The sequence below is a fragment of the Betaproteobacteria bacterium genome (assembly GCA_016713305.1).
In the GTDB taxonomy this organism is placed as follows: domain Bacteria; phylum Pseudomonadota; class Gammaproteobacteria; order Burkholderiales.
Map to the genome: position 1 here is coordinate 12632 of JADJPK010000021.1, position 21932 is coordinate 34563.

At 69.2% G+C, this 21932-nt stretch carries 3 protein-coding genes; all 3 read left to right on the plus strand.

Features of this window, described 5'->3' with window-relative positions:
- Window positions 1-2 precede the first annotated feature (2 nt).
- The 3 genes from IPK20_20530 to IPK20_20540 are packed head-to-tail and all read left to right on the plus strand — an operon-like array spanning window position 3 to window position 21917.
- Window positions 3-1205: a hypothetical protein gene (locus IPK20_20530; GenBank protein ID MBK8018849.1), complete on the plus strand. Its 1203-nt coding sequence runs from the start codon at window positions 3-5 to the stop codon at window positions 1203-1205.
- Window positions 1145-20848, plus strand: a complete 19704-nt coding sequence (locus IPK20_20535; protein MBK8018850.1) for a hypothetical protein — start codon at window positions 1145-1147, stop codon at window positions 20846-20848. The genes IPK20_20530 and IPK20_20535 overlap by 61 nt, the downstream gene beginning before the upstream one ends.
- The gene (locus tag IPK20_20540; GenBank protein ID MBK8018851.1) at window positions 20751-21917 is read left to right on the plus strand and encodes a hypothetical protein; all 1167 of its coding nucleotides are present in this window, start codon (window positions 20751-20753) and stop codon (window positions 21915-21917) included. The genes IPK20_20535 and IPK20_20540 overlap by 98 nt, the downstream gene beginning before the upstream one ends.
- Window positions 21918-21932 lie beyond the last annotated feature (15 nt).

Here is a 21932-nt window from a genome sequence, read left to right on the forward strand (position 1 = left end):
GCATGAACATCGACGTGACGGGAACGCTGCCGGTGTACTTCCCCACCGAGAGCATGTACCGCGGCGACATCCTGATCGGCGGCAAACTCACCGCGAGCCTGGACGACGGGCTCGAGGTCAAGGGTACCGCCGGAGCGTCCGGCGACCAGTTCATCGTGGTGCCGCCGGACATCCTCACCTTCGATTTCAGCCAGTTCAGCGCCATGGACAACCTGGGGCTGATCATCGACGGCGTCGACGGCTTCCTGGCCGTGGTGCAGGACTTCCTCGACGGCGACGTCGCGGGCCTGAAGATGCCCTTGATCGGTGACAAGCTCTCCGGCGCGGCGACGTTCATCCAGGACTTCCGCGAGAGCTTCATCGACGGACTGCGCGACGTCGTGCAGACGTCGAACGATCCCACGTCCAACTACATCTCGGTGCAGCTTTTCAATCTGCTGCACTCCACGCTGGGCATCCTGGAGGACCGCAACGAGGACGGCACCGTCACGGTGGAGGACGTGGGGCTCACCACGAACGTCGACCAGGCGGGTGTCGCGGCGAAGGACATCTTCATGCAGTGGAACCTGCGCCTGGGCGGCCAGCTCGTGGACGTGGGCACCGGCATTGACTTCGATCTGGGCCTCCCCGGCCTCGGATTGGAGACGCGTGGTGAAGTGAAGGTGGACATCGGGTGGTCCGTGGACTTCGGCTTCGGCATCGGCGGGGGACAAGGCTTCTACCTCGACCTGTCCGACGACGACGAGCTCGCGCTGGAGGTCGACGTGAAGCTTCCCGGCGCAGGCATCACCGGGACGCTGGGCTTCCTGCAGTTCGAAGCAAACGACAAGGGGGGCACCGGCCTGGGCGCGAGCATCGTCGCCAACCTGACGACCACGAGCGGCGAGGACGAGCGCGTCGGGCTCCTGCGCATGGGGGACATCCGCGTGAACGCAGGCGTGGCGGCCGAGGCCAAGGTGGATCTCGCCATGCAGCTGCGGCTTAACAGCGAGTTCGTGCCCAATGCCGCCACCGCGTTCCCCAAGGTGGTGGGCGATTTCTTCCTCGACTGGAGCATCGGCGACCGCGACAAGAACGAGTACGTGAGCCTGGGCGGGCTGGGCGATGCCATCGGTGCGGGCTGCACCTCGTCGAGTTCCGCGACGTGGGCCTGGACCTGGGCACGTTCATCTCGGACTACGTCACGCCCATCGTGGCCGAGGTGAAGAAGATCACCGACAACCTGCAGCCGATCATCGATGTCCTGGCAGACCCGATCCCGGTGATCTCGGATCTCGCCGGCAAGCCGATCTCCCTCATCGACATCGCGCGGATGATCGTGCCGCCCGAGCAGTTCAACGTCGATCTGGTGAAGGACGTCTCCGGCATCCTGACCTTCATCAATTCCATTCCCACGGACGTGGATTCGCTGGTGATTCCGTTCGGCGGGTTCAAGGTGTACGACGGCAGCGACCCCTCGCTGCAGGGCGACCTCACGAACGGCAAGAGCACGTTCCGCGAGAATTTCACGCCCACGAACAGCAAGACGTACGACTTCGACGCCGAGATCGCGAAGCTCGAGACCCAGAAGCCGGACGCCAAGGCGACCACCGACTTCACCAAGAAGATCACCAAGCAGAGCTTCGGCGACATGATCTCCTTCCCGGTCCTGAAGGACCCGGGCCAGATCTTCGGCCTGATGATGGGCAAGGAGGCAACCCTGGTGCGGATCGACCCGGGCCCCTTGAAGTTCGAGTTCCGCTACTCGCAGTACTTCCCGATCTTCGGGCCGCTGGGCGCGTCGATCGAGGGCCGCATCGGCATCGACATCGACCTCGCGCTGGGTTACGACACGCTGGGCATCAAGCGTTTCGCCGCGGGCGGCTTCCGCAATCCGCTGCAGCTCATGGACGGGTTCTTCCTGGACGACCTGGACGAGAACGGCGTCGACGTGGCCGAACTCACCTTGTCGGGCGGGTTGTCCGCGCAGGCGGAGATCAATCTGCTCGTCGCGCAGGCCGGCGTGGGCGGCGGCATCTTCGCCACCGTGGACTTCAACCTGCACGATCCCGACCGTGACGGCAAGGTGCGGGTCAACGAGCTGGCGACGAACTTCCTCAACGAGGCGAAGTACGGCGATCCGCTGCTCGCGCCGCTGGCGATCTTCGACGTCTCCGGCAGCGTGGAGGCGCAGATCTTCGCGTACCTTCGCATCAACCTCTTCTTCTTCAAGATCTCCAAGGAATTCGACATCGGTCCGTCGATTCCGCTGCTGAGCTTCGACGTTCCCTTCACCCGCATCCCGACGCTCGCGACGGAACTTTCCGACGGGGTGCTGCAGCTCAACATGGGCACCCACGCCGGGGACCGGCTCGAGGGCGATCTTGCCGACGGCGGCGAGGCCTTCTTCGTCGAGCAGGCCGGTGCCGGCAAGGGGCGTGTCTGGGCGCCGTCGTTGGGGGTGACCCATGCCATGGCCCAGACCTACGACGCGACCTCCCGCCTCGTCGCGCTGGGCGGGCTGGGCGACGACATGCTGGACGTGCGGGGCATCGCCGACACGAACCTCCTGGTCGAGTTCGAGGGCGGCAGCGGCGCGGACACGGTCTACCTGGGCGCATCCCGCGGCGAGGTGAAGGGGGGCGAAGGCGACGATCTCCTCGTGGGCGGAAGCGCCGGCGATCTGCTGATCGGCGAAGCCGGTGCCGACGCGATTCTCGGTGGCGGCGGCAGCGACCTCGTGGTCGGAGATCGTCTGCGCTTCGACGAGGACGGGCTGGTGGTGAACGCCGCGGCGGCCATCACGGACGGTACCGATCTGCTGGAAGGCGGCGAGGGAGCCGACCTCATCATCGGCGGTGGCGGCGCCGACCGTATCGCAGGCGAGTACTGGACGGCAGGCTCGCAGTGGGCCCAGGGCGGGGACGACCTCATCTTCGCGGACGGTGCCGTGCTGCGGCTCGCGACCGCGGGGAGCTTTCTGGCTCCGACCGGAATCGACCAGACCAGCCGCGGTTCCAGCAGCGGCAACGACATCGTCCACGGTCAGGGCGGGAACGACCGCATCTGGGGCGGGCGCGGCGACGACGAGATCGACGGCGGCATCGGCAACGACACGATCCGCGGTGAAGACGGTTTCGATGTGCTTTCCGGTGGCGAGGGTGCGGACTGGATCGACGGCGGTGCGCACGACGACACGATCTTCGGCGGCGAAGGTGGGGACGAGATCGACGGCGCCGCAGGCAACGACCTCATCCGCGGCGAGGGCGGCAACGATCTGCTGCGTGGCGGCGCGGGCGTGGACACGATCCACGGTGATGCGGGAGACGACCGCATCCTGGGCGAAGCCGATCCGGACCGCCTGTTCGGCGACGCGGGCGACGACATCATCGACGGCGGCGGCAGCAACGACGGGATCTCCGGCGGCGACGGCAACGACACCTTGTACGGCGCGAGCGGCAACGATGTCGTGACGGGCGACGACGGTGACGACACCCTGAGCGGCGGCGACGGCAGCGACGTGCTGTGGGGCGGTGCGGAAGGCGCGGTGCGGTCGGCGTTCGATCTGCTCGACTCCACCCATTTCATGCTTCCTCCCGGGTTCGCGGAAGCGGAGGCGCAGTACCCGACGGGATTCACGGCGCCGCGGATCGTGCCGACGATCTTCGCGGGACAGTCCTTTGCCGGCGCGGCCCTGGACGGGCGCGATCGCATCGACGGCGATGCAGGCATCGATTTCGTGTTCGGCGGTGGCCAGGCGGACGTGCTGCACGGCGGGGCGGACTCCGATTACGTCGACGGCGGCATCGACAACGACGAAGTCTTCGGCGACGCGGGCGACGACGTGATCCGCGGCGGCCTGCACGACGACAACCTGAACGGCGGCACCGGCATCGACCAGCTCTACGGAGACGACGGCTCGGACCGCCTGTTCGGACAGGCCGGGCGCGTCGGAGACCCGGGCGAAGGCGGCGATGCCTCCGTGGCGGAAGGCAGTCAGGCCGGACAGCGACTCTGGGGCGGGGCCGGCATGGACTCCCTCTACGCCCATTCGGAAACGGTCCTGCCGGCGTTCGATCCAGCGGATCTGGATGCGCAGATCGTGGCTCAGGCGCGGGCCATCGCGGCCGTGGAGGTCACGCTGCGCGGCGACGAACTGCACGGCGGTGCCGACGGCGACTGGCTCTACGGCAACCTGCGGCAGGACACGCTGATCGGCGATGGCGGCAACGACTGGGTGAGCGGCGATGCGCTGGCCGGCCCGGCGTACGCGACGAACCTGCTGGCCGACATGGTGGGCGGCGACGATCTGCTGGTCGGCGGTGCCGGCGAGGATCAGTTGCTGGGTGGCGGCGGACGCGACGTGCTCTACGGCGGCGCGGATACCGACTGGCTGGAAGGTCAGGACGGCCGCGACGAGCTGTACGGCGGCTCGTGGATCGACATGCTCGTGCTCGACACGAACCCTCTGTACACCGAACTCGGCGACACGCTCGACGGTCACCGTGCCGACGCTCCCGGAGCGGTCACCCTCGACGACAACGCGACCGACATCCTCCTCATCGAAGGCACCCAGAACGCAGACACGATCCGCATCGGCCAGACGCTGGACGGGCAGTTGCACGTCGACCTCAACGGCACCGTGTTCCTTGCGCCCTGGGGACGCAACGAGGTCCAGGCGGACGGAACCACGCGGTTCGTTCCCTATGTCGAGCAGTTCCGCATCGCGGGCCTGGGCGGCAGCGACGACATCGGGTTCGTGACCCAGCGTTCGGGCGACGTCGTGCCGCTGGACGTGGCGCTGCTCACGGCCCGCAGCGACGACTTCGTGGCGGTGATCGACGGCGGCCAGGGCAACGACGTGATCCGAGGCACGGGCGGACGCGATCGCATCGACGGCGGTCGCGGGTCGGACGTCATCTACGGCATGGACGGCGACGACCGGCTGTGGGGCGACACGGGCAGCGGTGACGCCCAGGACGTGGATACCCTCTACGGCGGCCAGGGAGACGACGACCTGCTGGGTGGCCAGGGCAGCAACCTGCTGTACGCGTGGTCGGTCGATCCGGCGGCCGGTCGCCAGTTCGGCGCTTTCGTGGACCGCGCCGGCGGGCTGCACGACGACGATGGCGATGCGAACGCGGACGGCGTTCTGGACGTCGCCCGCGACTACGACGGTGACGGAACGCTCGACACGGCTCCGTTCGCGCTGGAGGACACCGGCCTCGATCGCATGCTCGGCGGAGAACACGCCGACCACCTCTACGGCGGCACGGGCGTGGCGTTCCTCGACGGCAACGGCGGCGGCGACACGTTGTACCGGGCGAGCGGCGAGACGTTCGAATCCATGGGGGGCGGGCTCGACGGCGAGGACGACGCGGCGTGGAAGCAGTACGCGCGCGAGACGGGCAAGGTCTGGTACGTCTCCGCCACCGGCGCCGACGACGTCATCACGGTGGACTTCGTGACCGAGCCCGGCCTGCTGGCCGACCACCACCTGGTCACGCGGCTCACCGACAACAACGGCAACGTGAGCTTTGCGGCCCAGGTGCGCCTGGACTTCAATGCGCTCGATTCCACGGGCAAGCCGGTCTGGGACGCCGAGGACACGATCGTGGCGCTCGAGGCTCTGCAGGCGCGGGACGGGCAAGGTCAAGGGGCGGCCGACCAATCGCAGGCGCTCGCCGGCGGGCTGCTGCCGGGCGAGGGCGATTTCGACGTGATCCTGATCGACGCCGGGGCCGGCAACGACACGGTGACGGTCGGACCGACCACGCAGAAGACGGTCTGGATCGATGCGGGAAGCGGGGACGACCGCGTCACGCTGCTGTCGGGCAACGCCATTCTCGTGGACCGCGCGGAGTACGGCACGCGCAACGACACGCAGGCCACAGCCCGGGATCTCGTCGCGGACATCGCCGATTCCCGGCCCGATGCGCTGGGACCGGACGGCATCGCCGCGTCCGTACGCCTGGAAGGGCTCACGCTGGACAACCCGGCCGACGTCGACTGGTTCGCGTTCAGTCTGGACGCACCGGCGAGCGGCTCGTTGCGCGTGGAGAGCGCTTCCGACGCCGACGGCATCGAGCTGGACGTCTTCAATGCGGACGGGACGCCGGCCGCGAGCGGAAGTGCGCTCCCCGCCGGGCCCGATGCGCCGGACGCGGGCGCATCGAGCAACGATGCGAAGGAACGCGCCACGCCGCTCGGCGCCTTGCAGGCGCTGGCCGCCGTGACGGGGCTGACCCTGCACGACGGGTCCGATGTCGACTGGTTCGAGTTCGTGCTCGACCGCGACGGTCTGGCAGGGGATGCGATTGCAGTGGAGACGAGCGCACAGAGCGCGCACGCGACGTTGACGCTCGTCGATGGCAACGGTGCGGAGATCGCCCGGGCCGAGGGCGGCGGTTCCATCAGCCTCGATCTGCAGGGCCGCGCTGCCGGCCGCTACTGGCTGCGCGTCGGCTCGCCGACCGGAGGCTTCGGCTACACCCTCCGGCCGCAGGTGGACACGTTGCGCGTGGAGACCTCCACGGACGCCACCGGCGCGACGGTGCAGACCAGCGTGCGCGAACCGGCAACGGCGGTGCTGGATCTTTCCGCCTCCGGTGGCGAAGGCGTCTCCCTCGCCGGTCTGCAGGCCGGCACGCAGTACCTCGTGCGCGTGCGCTCGGCTGCCGCCGTCCCGACGCTCTCCGACCTGGTTTTCGACCTCGGCACGGCCAAGGCGGTCGTGGACCTCGCCGCGAGGAGCGATCTCGTGCGGCGCGACGTCATCGTCGGCGGCGCGGGCCGCGACGTGCTCTCCGGCGGCATGGGCGAAGACTGGATCTTCGGCGGCACCGGCAACGATGTGCTGACCGGCGGGCTGGACCGTCAGGCGGAGGATCTGCTCTTCGGCGGCGAAGGCGACGACGTCTTCCAGATCGTCCCCGACAGCCTGCCTCTGCTTCGGGGCAGCGACCAGACGTACGTGCCGACGTTTGCCGACCGCTTCGATGGCGGCGCAGGCGACGACCAGGCGCTGTTCCTCGGGGGCGACGTCGATCGTCTGGGTCAGTCCGTGCCCGACTGGGTGTCGGTGCGCTGGAACCGTTTCCTGCAGCGTTACGAGTTCACCGCCGCCCAGTGGGACATCGCGAACCAGGGGTTCGTGGTGGACCGGACGGTGCTGTCGGGACGGGCGCTCGAGGCTTCGATGGCTCAGCCGTGGATCCTGCCCGCTGACGCGCATTTCCGGCTCGCTGCCGGAACGTCCGCTCTGGTTTCCGTCACGGTCGCCCGCGACGACACCAACCGCAATGCGGCCGACCTGGCATCGGACCTCGCCCGCGCCTTGAGCGACGCGGGTTTCGGGACCGCGCTGCCGGCCGTGGATGTGGAGATCGTCGACGGCTGGCTGCGGCTTTCCTCGCCGGCCGCGCTCACGCTGGCGGCCGATGCGGCCGACGCGGCGGTGACGCATCTGGGCTTCCAGTCCCGCATGACGGGCGCGCCCATCTACGCGCAGGACTACCAGTTCTATCAGGCCCGGTCGGTGGAGCGGACGGTGATCGACACGCAGGCCGGCGACGACCAGGTGCGGGCCGACTCGGGCTACGTCTTTCCCAATACGGCGTCGCAATGGGGCATCGATCCGGGCGACTACGAACAGCGTGCGCTCATCGGCGGCCTGGAGATCCGCGGAGGTGATGGCAACGACCGCCTGTTCGGCGGGGCGCAGGACGACACCATCGACGGCGGCGATGGCGCGGACGTGATCATGGGGGGAGGCGGGGACGACGCCATCACGGGCGGCCCGGCCGACGATCTGCTGGCAGGGAACACGGTGCTGGCACCGGATGCATTCGAGATGGTCACGCGCAACGGCGTGGCCGACGGCAACGACGAGGCCGGCTTCGCGACGTGGCTGCCGCAGGTGCGCGCGGGCACGCTCGTCGAGGGCCTCACGTTCCACCCGGGCGACAGCAGCGACTGGTACGTGATCGACACGCCGGATGCGCTGCGCACGTCGGAGGACCTGCGCAGGGCGTGGCTGGATGGAAGCATGATCGACGTGGCCGGCGTGGTGCAGGTCGGCGATGCGCTGGTCGAGACCGGACAACACCTGGCTTTCGAGCTCTTCGCGGCGGAGGACACCGACCCGTCCGAGAGCGGCGTGACGCTGGTGCCGCGGGACAACTTCTCCGGCGTGCCGGAACACTATCTCCTGCATGTGATCAGCGAGGTCCAGGCCACGCCCAACTTTGCCAGCCGGGGCATCGTGCTGGACGGTGTTCACAATCCGTCCAATCACCAGGTCGCGGACTACGTGACGGTCGGCACCAGGGCATCCCTGGAGATGACCACCCAGGTCACGCTGGAAGCGTGGATCAAGCCCACGGGAACCGGCAGTTCCGCCACGGACGGCGGCATCATCGTCAATCGCGAGGGAGAGTACGAGATCGCGCGGTTCCCCGACGGTTCCATCCGGTGGGCGTTCGCGAACTCGTCGCTCGGCTGGCAGTGGTACGACACGGGCGTCGTTGCCAGGGCGGGCGAGTGGACGCACGTGGCGGTCGTGTACGACAACGGCACCGTGCGGACCTACAGGAACGGGGAACTGGCGCACACGCAACAGGGCACCGGCACGATTGGCGATGTGAGCGGGGATCTGGACGATTTCCGGATCGGCGGGAGGCAGTCGACCCCCTACGGCCAGAACTTCGCCGGCGCCATCGATGAAGTGCGCGTCTGGAACACGGCACGGACGGCAGCGGAGATTCGCGAGAACCATGAGCGCGTGCTCTCCGGGGCCGAAGCCGGATTGCAGGGCTACTGGCGATTCGAGGACAGCGCCGATGCCGTGCCGGGGATGGCGGGCGACCAGGTGCTGGACCTCTCTGCCAACGGCAACCACGGCACGCTGGCCAACCAGTCGACGCCCGCGTCGGAGAACAACGCGAGCTTCACGTTCGGCGAGCCGCTGTCGGGGGCTGCCATGGTCTCGGACTTCGGCACCGGGCGGTACCGCATCGAGTTCTCGCTCGACGTGGGAGCGACACTCGACTTGCCGTCTTCGGTGTCGGACGAGTCGATCGCCTCGGCAACGCTGGGGGGAGCACCGGTGGTCATTCCGGTGGGCGACATCGACGGAGACGGTTCGCAGGACAGCGTCGTCGCTTCCCGCCAGAACGTGCTGGATCCGGCGACAGGACAGCGCGTGCACGCCGTCACGATCGCGCTGGGCAACGCGCCGGCCTTGCAGGAGAGCAATGGATCCTGGGTCGACACGCGCTTCAGCATCGTGTTGCCGGCGCCGCTCGTCACCACCGCAGGCACATCGGGTTCGCGCATCTTCGCAGCCGGCGACGTGGACGGCGACGGCATCGGCGACCTCGCCGTGTCGGTGCTGGGCACGGCAACGTCGGACGGGCTCTATCTGCTGTTCGGCCGGGGCTCGTGGAGCAACTTCACGCTCGCACCCGAGAGCAACGACAGCCAGCGGTACTTCGCCGGCGATTTCGCCGTCGGTGCCGCCGGCGATGTGACGCCCGTCATCGGCCAGGGACTGGACGTGACGATCTACCCGCAGTCCGCGCCCGATGCGCTGGTGTTCGACGGCAACGACCGCATCGAGATTCCCGCAAGCAGCGTGGACGGCGGCCCCGACACGCTCGGCCTGAGCGCAGATGCGTCCATCGAGATGCGGCTGCGGCTGGATGTTCCGGTGGGCGGCGACGGCAAGTTCGACTTCGGCGGCGATGCGGTGCAGCGCATGGCGCTGCTGGAGCGCGTGGACGTGGCGGAAGGCCGGACGTTCAGCCTCTGGGTCGACCTCGAAGGCCGCTTGACGGCCGGCAGTTCCCGTCCCGACGGTTCCTTCGACGGCGCACAGAGTGCGGCGGGCGCGGTCACAGCCGGCCGGTGGTTCGACCTGGCCCTGGTCATGGACCGGACGACCAACACGCTTGCGATCTACGTGGACGGCGTCGCGCTGGATCTCGTGACGCAGAATTCTCCGGGACAGGGTTTCGCCGTGCCGGAACCGCAATCCCTGATCGTGGGCGGAACGGGAAGCGCCGCGCCGGACGTGACCGGGCTGATCGGGCAGATCGACGAGGTGGCGGCGTGGTCGGCCGCGCTCACCGGGGCCGAGATTGCGGCGCATCGGGAGCAGGGATTCGACGCGGAGGCAGCGGGTCTGCAGGGCTGGTGGCGTTTCGCCGAAGGCGCCGGATTCGTTGCCGCGGATTCGAGCACCGGTGGCAACGACGGGTGGCTGGGCGGCATCCCGGCCGAGGGCAGCAGCGAACCTGCGGATCCGAACGTGGTGCCGCAGCGTAGCGTGGCGGTCATCGACAAGGATCTCACGCAGTCCACCGAACTGGTCACGGGTGCCGACCGGCTGCAGCTCGGCGATCTCGACCGCGACTTCACGGTCCGCACGTCCGGCACGTTGTTCGTGGATCACGACGGCCCGGTCACCTTCTTCGTCACGGGGGCGGGGAGCAGCCGGCTGCGGATCGACGGCGACGTCGTCGCCGCGGTGGCAATGCAGGGCGGCGGTCAGAGCTTCACCGTCGATCTCGACCGCGGCTATCGCGACATCGTCCTCGACACGGTTTCCGAGGGAGACGTCGGTGTTTCGCTGCAGTGGAATCCCGATGGCGGCAGCACGGGACAGGCCATTGCCCAGGACCGCTGGGTACGCACGACGGCAGGACCGAACGACACGACGCTGCAGGTCTACGACGACCTCGTCTTCGCCAATTCGACCTCTGCGACGGTCCTCCACGGCCGTCCGCGCGAAGCCTGGATCGATGCGTCGGTGCCGGCCGCGTTCGCGCAGGCTGTCGCAGGCACGCAGACGACGGGTGTGGGCGACGCCCTCGGCGACGCGCGCGAGGACTTCGTCACCCTCGCCGGCGACACGCTGTCCGTGCGTAGCGGAGGCAGCATTCCGGGACAGGATTCCGGACTTCTGTCCGCGGTGGTCACCGGGACGCTCGATCATCCGTTCGCGGGACTGCAGGTGGCGCGCGCCGGCGACCTCGACGGCGATCTGCACGAGGACCTGCTGCTGATGGGCACGGGCGGGAGCTACGTGATCTTCTCGGCCGGGCTGCAGGGGACACGTGCGATCGACACGCTGATCGCATCGGGCAAGGCTGCGGTCCTGTCCTCCGGTGCGTTCACCGCCGCGGGCGACGTGAATGGCGACGGCATCGACGACCTCGCCGGAACCGTGCTGGAACGCAGCAACGGCCTGGACGGCGCCGATGTGGAACACACGGTCGTGCGCGTGTACCTGGGCGACACCGACCGTACCGCGCTGGTCGCGAATCTCGCCGGCCGCAACGGCGTCGCGGCACCGGACATCGTGCTGGAGCCGGCAATCGCCCAATACGCGCCGGCCGGCGCGCTCCCGCCCGCGACCGCACGGGTGGGAACGCTGGGCACCGTGGCGCACGGCGGCGTTGCACGTTCGATCCTCGCTGTTGCGTCTCCCGATGCGTTGCGTCTTTACGCGGGTTTGCCGCTGGAAACGACACCGGAAAACGTGCTCGTCGGTGCCGGTCCGGCGCAACCGGTGGAACGCTTCCGCTTCGAGCTTGCGACACCGTTGTCGACTCGCGTCGTGTCGAACGATCCGGAAGGGCAGACGATCTCTGCCGGCCAGGCCGCGGACGCGAGCCAGGCCACGGGGTTCCAGGGAAGCAGCGCCGGGGAACGGCTATCCGAGACCTACGCGATCGGCGACGTGAGCGGCGATGGCCGCGAGGACTACTTCGTCGGCGGCACGGACCGCGGTTACATCGTGTTCGGTCCGGTGTCTCCGCAGGGCATGGGCGACATCTCGCTGGAGGCGGACCTCATCGTCGACGGGGCGCTCGGCCGCCTCGCTTCCGGCGGCGGCGACGTGAATGGCGACGGCGTGGACGATCTGGTGTTCGTGAGCGACCGCCATGCCGACAACACGCGCACGCTGACGTTGATCCACGGCGGTCTCGGACTGCCGCGGGAATTGACCGCCGATTGGGTGACTTCGGTGGGGACATCACGCGCCCGCACGCTGACGCTCGGCACTGCCTTGCAGGGTACGGGTGACGCGACCGTGTCCTTGCTCGACTGGAACGCCGACGGACACGCGGATGTCCTGTTGACCACTTCCAGCGCCACCAACCTCTCCGCTGCCGGCACGATGTCGCGGGTGCTGTCCGGAGAGCGATTGATGGCCGGCATACCGTCGCAGATGCTGATGGTCCGGAACGATCGGACGTCGACGACCGACGGTATCCTGGCCGCCGCCCTTGGCCGCCAGGGTGCCGCCACATCGGCGGCGCCCTCGTTCTCCGCGATCGTGGCGGGCGACGTGAACGGGGACGGCCTGGACGACGTGCTGGTGAGCAATTCCGGGTTCCTCACCTTCACCGGCACCGGCGAATCGGTAGGCCGCGTGTATCTCTTCTACGGCCGGCCGACTGCGTCGGGAACGGTGGTCGCCCTCTTCCTGGATCAGGCGGACGCCATCGTCCAGGATCCCTTCCTCGGCAGTACGCTCGCCGCCCTCGGTGACGTCGATGGCGACGGGTACGACGATTTCGCGATCGGACGCACGAAGGAAGCCGTGAAGGCCGGGGCCGCGGATCTCAACCGCGAAGGCAGCGTGCTCGTCTTCCGCGGCGACGATGTCTTCTATGGACTGCATTCGGGCGTCGACGCCGCCTTTGCCGTGAGCCGGCTCGAAGGCGCGGGCGATCCGTCGGTCGTGTCGGTGGGCGGAGCGGTCACGGTGACCGCCGGCGATTTCGACGGCGTCGGCAGGACGGATCTCGCCGTGGGCGAGACCTCGCGGATCCTGGGCGACAAGGACTCCGCGCTGATCTTCGAGCAGGATCTGCGCGGCGAGACGGCCGTCTTCTTCGACGTGTCCGGCGCGACGGGGGCGCTGCAGTTCGCCGATGCCGGCTGGCGCATGCGCGGCCAGTTCGCCTCCGACCAGTCGGGGGTGCTGAGTTCCACACCCGCGCTCGATGCCAACGCCGACGGACTGGACGATCTCTTCATCGGTGCGGCAGGTGCGGACCGCAGCGGCGGCGCTGTCGCGAACCGGACCGGGCGCGTGCAATTCGTGGCAGGCGCTTCGATCGAGGCGGCACTGCCCCCCGCCGAAGACATCCTGGATCTCGTCAACAGCCCGCTGGGCGATTTCCTGACGGACACGGGCACCGGCCGGCCCGAGATCTTCTCCGGCCTGGACCTGAATGGCGACGGCAGCGACGATTTCTCGCTCGCGGCCGGCGAGACCGAACAGTGGTATCGCTTCACCACGCTGGGCGACGGCGAGCCGGGAAGCATGGTCCGGGTCACGCCGGGCAACACGGACGATGCGTTGCTGGCGCCCAAGCTTCCCAAGGTGACGGCAGGCAACGCCGCCGTGGTCGCCTCCGTCCTGGATACGCAGAACGGCGGTCTGTATGCGGCCGAGCGCTTCGATGTCACGGGCCGGATCACCGGTTGGGACATGTATACGGTGGCGAGCGGCCGCAGCATCACGCCGGTCATCCTGCGTCTCGCGGACGACGGCTCCTACGAGGTGACCGGAATCGGCCGCACGCGGCTCATCGGTACCGGGGGCGCGCAGCACTTCGACTTCGATGTCGTGTCGGGCAGCGATGCCGTCGGTCCGGATTCGTGGTTCGGCTGGAAGGACGGCGGCGTGTCCGTCTCGAACACGGGCGTGGTGCCGTTCAACTACGGCGGTGACCCGGTGGCGCTCGTGGCGGACGCGTCGACGATCGGGACTTCCCTCGACGCCGGTGACCGCTTCACGCCGATCCTGACGAATCTGGCCCGCACCTATTCCATCAACGCGACGGCGAGCGTCGACACCGTGCTCGAGTTCGATCTCGGTGCCTACGCCGATTGGGTCCTCGATCCGCAGCAGCTCGCGCGGGCGACGCTGCGACTGGACGTGGCCGTCAACCCGGCGGCGCCCGTCACTCTGAACAGCCTCGACCGCGTGACGGTCGTGGGCGACGCGATCTACTTCACCGCCGACGACGGGCTGAACGGCGTCGAACTGTGGGTGAGCGACGGCACGCGGGGCGGCACGCACCGGTTGACGGACCTCGCGCACTCCGCCGCCATCACGGCGCTGGCCGCCGTCGACGGCACGCTCGTGTTCGCGGTCCAGGAGGCAGGCAGCTATTCGCTGTGGAAGGCGGCGGGCGGCAGTGTCGAGAAGATCGTGGAAGGCACCGGTACCGTATCGTCCCTGCAAGCCGCGGGCGGCAGGCTGTTCCACACCGTGGTGGCCGGGGGACAGACGACGCTGCGCGTCATGGACATGCAGACCGGAGCCGACGCCGAAGTGGCGGGGAGCGCGAACCGGACGCTGTCCGAACGGACCGTCTTCGACGGCACGCTGTACTTCATCCTCGACGGCGCTCTGGCGCGCGTGACCGGCACCTCCGTGGAAGCCGTCGCGGGCCAGACCTTCACCGGCGCGAACACGCTCGTGACGGCGCCCGGCGCCCTGGTGTTCACGGCACAGCCGGGTGGAACGCCGGACCGCGAGGTCTTCGCGTACCGCAGCAACGGCACGTTCCAGCAACTGTCGAATGTTCCCGGTGCGGCCTCCAATGCGGCGGATCTCGCCATCGCGGGCGACCGCGTCTACTTCGCCGCGCAGGACAGCGCGGCAGGTGCGACCGACGCGTACCACCAGCACGGACGCGAGCTGTGGTCGGCGGCACTGGACGGCACCGGCGCGGTCGAGGCCGCCAACCTGGGCCAGACCGATGCGAATCCGTACACCTACACGGCCTACCGCCAGGAACCGATCTACATCTACATCCTGTGGATTCCGATCCTGATCGGCTACAAGTCCGTTCCCTACGACGTCTACGTGCAAGGGCAGGTCGTGAGCTCTTCGCCGGACGTCATCGCGGCCACGCAGGACCGTGCGTACTTCACGGCCGAGGCGAGCGGCGCCCGGACACTCTGGACGGCCGGTTCGAACGGTGCGGTCCAGCAGGTGACGGCGACGGGAACGGGCCAGAGCTTCGGCACGCCCGTTCGCTCCGCCGTGGCGGGATCCCGCCTGTACTTCGTCGATCAGAACTCGCTGTGGTTTGCCGACGGGGCGACCGCCACCCGCGTGGGCACCTTTGCCGTTGCGCCGGACCAGTTCCAGACGGTGGGTGAGCGCCTGGCCTTCCGTGCGGACGGCTATCTCTGGACCACCGACGGCACGGTGCAAGGCACGTGGCGTCTCGACAATGCCCTGCCGGAACCGGCGACGCTGGCATTCTCCGTCCTGGCGGCGGAAGGCGACGGCGTGGCCACGGCCGCGGACCTGTCGGCGCCGGTCCGTCAGACCCTCACCGCGACGTTCGATGCGGGCGAAGCGCTCGAATTCGACCTCACGAGCACGATTCGCGCGGCGCTCGCCGCCGGCGAAACGCGGCTCACGCTGCGTCTCGAAGGCGCATCGGCGGCCACCCAGCTCACCAACATGCGCATCGGGGCCGGAGGTGCCGTGCGCGAACTGGGCATCGCCATGGAAGCACGCGATCACGGGCTGCTTCTCGACCTCATGAGCGAAGGCGGGTCGATCCTCGAGCGTGGCAAGTCCGTCATCGACATGCGCGCGATGGAGTCCGGGACCTACCTGTTGCGTGCCCATCGTGCCGATGCGTCATCGGCGAGCCCGGCCGCGTTCTCGCTGCAGGTCCAGGCGCCGAAGATGGGCGCGGTGCACGCCGATTCCGATCGCGACCGCATCGAAGGCGGCGACGGTGACGACCGCATCGCCGGCAACGGCAGTCTCGACCGTCTGTTCGGCGACAGCGGCGCGGATGTCTTCATTGCCGAGGACGTGGAAGTGCGCGACCTGGCCGCGGAGGATGCGGTCGAGGCGGTGACGGCCGAGTCGGGCGATCTCTCCAACATCGTGCCGCGCGACGCGGACCCGGTGGTCTCGATCGCGGACGACGCGCTGCGCGTGGGCCTCGCGGATGCGCTGGGCGTGGCCGTGACGCGTGACTACCTCGGCAACCCGCTCGTTCGCGGCGAGTTCCGCACGGGCGATCTGGCCGAACTGACGCGGCTCGACCTGGGTTTCCTCGGCATCGGCGATCTGGCCGGTCTCGAATTCGCCACGAACGTCGTGACGCTCGATCTTGCGGGCAACGGCCTGACAGACACGGATCTGCTCGTCCTGCTTCCTGGCAGGTCCACGTCCGGCGACACGGCGGGACACCCGACGGGCATGTCTGCCCTGCAATTCCTGGCACTCGACCGCAACAGCATCGATCTGCGCGACGTGGCGGTGAGCGCGACGCAGTCCGGCCAGCCGCTGGCTTTCCTGCGCACGCTTCGCGGGCTGAGTCTCGACGGCATGACGCTGGCTCACCCGCTCGATGCCGCGGCACTCGAGGCCCTGGAATTCCTCAGCATCGATGGCACCGGCACCGCGACGCTCGATTCCCTGGCCCCGCTGACGGCTCTGCGGGTGCTCTCGGCGCGCGACAACGCGATCGTGGACGTCGCTCCGCTCGCGCATCTGGATGCGCTCGCGACCGTGCGGCTCGACGGCAACCGCATCCGCGATCTGTCTGCCTTGCTGGGCGAGCGGATCATCGACGACGGAGATGCGGGCTTCGTCACGTTCGGCGATTGGCAGGTCAATCTGCGCCCGGCCGACGGGGCCTTCGAGGACGACTACCGGTACACCGACGTGGCCGCGGAAGGCGGCGAGGTGCGCTGGACCTTCGAGGACCTCGATCCGGGCGAGTACCGCGTGCTGACCACGTGGATCGCGGCGGATTCGCGCAGCGATGCGGTGACGGTGCGCGTGCAAGGCTCGGATTCAAGCGCGGTGGTGCAGGGGCTTCCGCTCTTCGCCGGCACCTTGCCGTCGACCGGGACGGGCGCGGTGACCGGCGGCCGCGCGGTGGTGATCGACACAAGCGGGGATGTTCCGACGATCTCGGGCGACGACGACGATCCGGACACCTTCTACGGCACGCCGTTCACCGTGTCGGTGGAAGGCGGTGTTGCCCGGTTCTACGTCGCAGGGTCGCTGCACATTCCGGCCGACACGTTGAAGGTGGTGGGAACGCGCGCGCTGTCGCTGATCGTCGCCGACGACGTGGCGATCGATGCGGGCGCACGGTTCGATGTCGCAGCCGACGGAACCGTGGCGGGCGCAGGCGGCGGTGACGGTGGAACCGGAGGAGCGGCGGGAACCGGCGGCGACGGTGCGATGACCGTCGGGACGCCGGGCTACGGCGGTGGGGGTGGCGGCGGCGGGTATTGGTACGGAACCGGCCATTACGGCGGCAACGGCACGGCGAGCGGCGCAGGTGCTGCGGGCACGGCCGGCTCGGGGGGTACGTCGGGCACGGCGGGCGAAGGCGGTGTCGGCAATGTTGCAGGCGGTGGAATCGCGGGAGGCGGCGGGTCCTCCGGGGCGGCCGGTGGCGCCGGTGCGGCGGCCGGCGGCGGCTATGGTGGTGCTCCCAACGGTGGTTGGGGCTTGTCGGGCACATCCAACGGTGGTGGCAGCGGCGCATCCGGAGGCGCAGGAGGTGCCGGCGGTGGCGGACTGAACGTCGCGGAGACGGGCGCACTCGGCGGCGGTGGCGGTGGTGCAGGAGGCGGCGGCGGTGCCGGCGGTGGAGGCGGCGGTTCGGGCAGCGGAGGCTCGGGCGGCGGCGGCGGTGCCGGTGGGCAGGGAGGTTTCTTCACCACGGGCGGCACCGGCGGATCCGGCGGAATGGGCGGAGTCGGAGGCACGGGCGGGGACGGTGCTGACGGTGGCGCAGGCGGTGCGGGCGGCGCTGGCGGAGGCGCGATCGAGATCGTGTCGCTGGGCCGGCTGGTGGTGAACGGTGCCGCCTTCGATGCGTCGGGTGGCGACGGCACGGCGGGCACGGGGAGCGTGGACTCGCCCGAGGCCGGAACCGGCGGGACAGGCGGCTACGGAGGAGGCGCCGGCAGCGGCGGCGGCGGATGGGGCGCGACCGCGGGCGGTTATGGCGGCAGTGGCGGGACCGGAGGCACGGGCGGCGCGGGCGGCGCGGGTGCGACCGGTGGCACCGGCGGCGGCGGGGCGGGTGGCACCGTCAAGCTGCAGGGCACGCTGATCGAAGCGAGCGATCTGGACGTGAACGCGTCGGGCGGCGCGGGCGGCAATGCGGGCCAGGACGGACGGTTCGTCTTCGCCACGAACAACGGCCACACGTTCGCCGGCTCGACCGTCCAGGCGCGCCAGGAACTGGTGGACGGTTCCCGCGACGGCAATCCGTTTGTCGCGCCTTCGGCGGCCGCGGTCGAGACGCCGTACCTGCCGGATCTGCAGGGAGGCGCCGCGGTCTTCGGACTGTTGCCGGTGGATGCCGCGACGTTGTTGAGTGCCGAGGTCCTTGCCAGCGCGCCGGAAGGGGCGCCGGCCGTGGTCATCCGCGTCGACGACGCGACCGCGCTGTTCGGGCAGGACTTCAAGGGCTTCGACCTGCTGCTGTTCGCGAACCTCTCGGCGCAGACGCTCGACATCCCGCAGCTGGGCGCGGGAGAACTCGGCTACCGCTATGCGCTGCAGGTGGCGGGCCTGGCGAACGATGCCCGCTTCGGTGACGGCGACGGGCCGGTCACGCTCGATCACCTCGATGCGGGACAGATCTTCGCGACGCTGATCCCGGAGACCGCGCAAGCGGTATCGGTGAGCGCGTCGCGTGGAACGGTCAACTACACCGCTGCTGTCGAATCGCTGGACGACGGGGCCGTGCTGTACGTGCGGCAGCCCGGCGCGTCCGTGGTTGTCGACCAGCGCGATGCGCCTGCGGGCCAGACGTACGGCGGCCAGGCGTGGCAGGAGATCGCGACGGTCCGCGTGGGCGACACCTCGGATTCCCTGGAGGTGGTCATCACCGACGCCGCAGCGGGTCTCGTGGCGGCCGATGCGGTTCGTCTGGTAAAGGTGGACAGGCCACTGCAGGATCTCTCTTTCATCACGCTCACCGGCAATCCGCTGGACAACCGCGCCGTGGACATCCACGCCGAGGCAATGCGCGGCAATGGCGTGACCGTGGATCTCGATCAGACGACAGCTCCCGCCATCGCACCCATCGCGAATGCGGGATCGGCCGATCCGGGGACGACGACGTTCGTCGGGCTCGCGGTGTCCGGAACACCGGGCGTCGATGTGACGGTCAGTGCCCGGAGCGACGATCACGCCGTGACGGTGACGCCGTCGCTCAGCACCACGGATCTTGCAGTGTCCGGACAGCCGGCCGGAGGCACCGCGCGCATCGTGGTGACGGCCGATGCCGAGGACGGACGCTCCGCCGAAGCGTGGTTCGACTACACCGCCGGTGCCGTGGCCGTGTACGGGACCGTCTTCCACGACCGCAACGCCGACGGCGTGCGTCAGGCGGGCGAGGAGGCGGTCGACGGGGTCCGGCTGTTCGCCGATGTGGACGGCAACGGTCAGCGCGGCGAGGACGAACCCACCTCGTGGACCGATGCCAACGGCGACTACCGGCTCACGGCCAGTCCGCTGGCAAGCCTCACGATCGTGCAGGAGCTGCCAGCCGGCTGGACGCCGACCTCCGGCGCATCGCGGGAGGTGGAGGCGGGCGGGCCCGGCACGATCGTCTCCGGTACCGACTTCGGCATCGCGCCGACCGAACTGGTGGCCATCGGTGCCGATCGCACGGTGCTGGAAGGCGACGAGATATCGTTGCACGCGGTGCTGGCCGATGCACTGTCCGATCCGGACAAGTTCGACTACCGCTGGACCCTGTCCGACGCTGCCGGCCAGGAGGTCGCGCAGGCCGACGGCAGCGACGCCTTGTTCACCGTTCCCGACGATGGCGAGTGGCTCGTGCGGTTCGACGTGTTGCGCGCCGACGGCACGCCGACGCACTACACCGATTCGCTGAAGGTGACCGCGCTGGAAGTGGCGCCCACCGTGGCGGTGAGCGGTCCGTCCCGCGTGGTGCACGGGGCCGTGGCCCGCTTCGACGTCCAGGTGGCCGATCCCGGCGACGACACGATCTCCGAGGTGCGCATCGACTGGGGCGACGGTTCCGGCGTGGAAGTCTTCACCGTCGGCTTGTCGGACTCGATGTCGTTCGAGCACGCCTTCATGGGCGCCGCCACTGCACTGTCGAGATGGGTGAGCGTGACCGTGGTGAACGACGACGGGGCCGCGAACGTGGGACGGGCGCTGGTCGAAGTGATGCCGGATCTTCTTTCGGTCACCTCGGTGGACGCGGAAGCCTCGGGCTTCCTCATCCGCTTCGACCGGCCGATCGACGGCGGCAGCGTGAATCTCTACAGCGGGGCCGGGAACGAGGCCGGTCCTGCGGACATCGTCGTGACGGACTCGCGCGGGTTCGCGGTGCGTGGCTCGCTGTTCGTGGATGCCGGAGAAGGGGCCGTGCGATTCGTGAAGAGCGGCTCGGTGCTCGGCGCGGATACCTATACCGTGACCGTGTGCGGCGGCGACGGGGGATTCGTCGATGTGATGGGCGGTGCGCTCGACGGCAACGGTGACGGTATCGCAGGCGACGACACCTCGGCCGTGGTCACGGTGGAGGCGCAGGATGTTCCGGTGCTGAGCGTGGGCGATTTCGCGCGCGGCCCGGGGGCAATCCACGGTCCTGCCGCTGACGTTGAGCAACGCCGCCGGCGTGACGCGCCTGGACTTCGAGGTACGCCACGATCCTGCACTGCTTGCGGTGGATTCCATCGCCTTCGCTCCGGGAATCGACGGGATGCTGTCCGTGGACGTCACGAGCGGCGGCATGCGAGTCGCAGTGCAGTTCTCGTCGCCGCTGGCCGCCAGCACGGCGATCCTGCGATTGGCGGTTAGCGTTCCCCCGGGCGCGGACTACGGCAAGGCGACCGTGCTCGATCTCGCGGACGTCCGGTTCCGGCGCGAAGGTGCGGGAGGCGAGATCGTCACGGGCGACGCCGTGGCGGACGATGCCGTGGCCGTGACGGCCTTCTTCATGGACACGAGCGGCAACGGCGGCTACAGCATGCTGGACGTGCAGCGGCTGCAGCGCGTGGTGACGGGACTGGACAGCGGCTTCGGCGCCTATCCGAACGTGGACCCGGTCATCGTGGGCGATCTGAATGCCAACGGGCAGCTCACCTCGCTGGACGTGAACCGCTTCCTGCAGTTCGTTCAGGGACAGGTGCGGCCGGAGATTCCGTCACTGCCGGCGGGCTACCTCCCGGCCGATCCGGAAGGTGCGGACCGTTCGCTGCAACTGGGCGATGCCACAGGCGAACGCGGCGACGTGGTGCTGGTGCCGATCGTCATCGACGAGACGGACGGGCTGGAATCGTTCACGGCGACCCTCGTCTTCGACACGACCCGGCTCGACTATCGCGGCACCACGCTGACCGGAGACTATCCGTATCGCCTGCTCCGTCAGAAAGGCGGAGTCATCACGCTCGACGTCGCACGGCTCAACCCGCTGACAGACGGCGCGGGCGCCCTTGCCCATCTGGAGTTCCGGATCAGGGACGACGCGCCGGCGGGGAACGCATTCGTGGATCTGCAGCGCGCCTTGGTCAACGACGGCGGATTCGATCTGGCCAGCGTTCCCGGCGCGGGCACGGACCCGACCGACGGCATCGTGACCGTGGAGGTGCCGCTGCCGCCCGCGCCCTTGCCGACGACGCCCATGCCTGCCGTGGTGCCGCTCGTGGCGAGCGGGGGGGCCGGCGGCGCCTCGGTCGACTGGACTGCGGCGTGGACTGCCACGACCGCAGGGATTCCTCCGGCGGTTGCCGTGCCGCCAGCGGCGAGTGCTTCGGATCAGTGGAAGAACTCGGCCTGGGCCAGGGACCTGACGCAGCGGTTGCAGCAGATGCCGGCGGAGAAGAGCGTGCTCAAGTCGCTGCTGCGCGTGCTCGGCAAGAGCCTGTGAGAGTAGAACGCCGCC

Coding starts and splice junctions, on each gene's coding strand:
- IPK20_20530 (MBK8018849.1), top strand. CDS start 3: ATGAACATCGACGTGACGGGAACGCTGCCGGTGTACTTCCCCACCGAG.
- IPK20_20540 (MBK8018851.1), top strand. CDS start 20,751: ATGCTGTCCGTGGACGTCACGAGCGGCGGCATGCGAGTCGCAGTGCAG.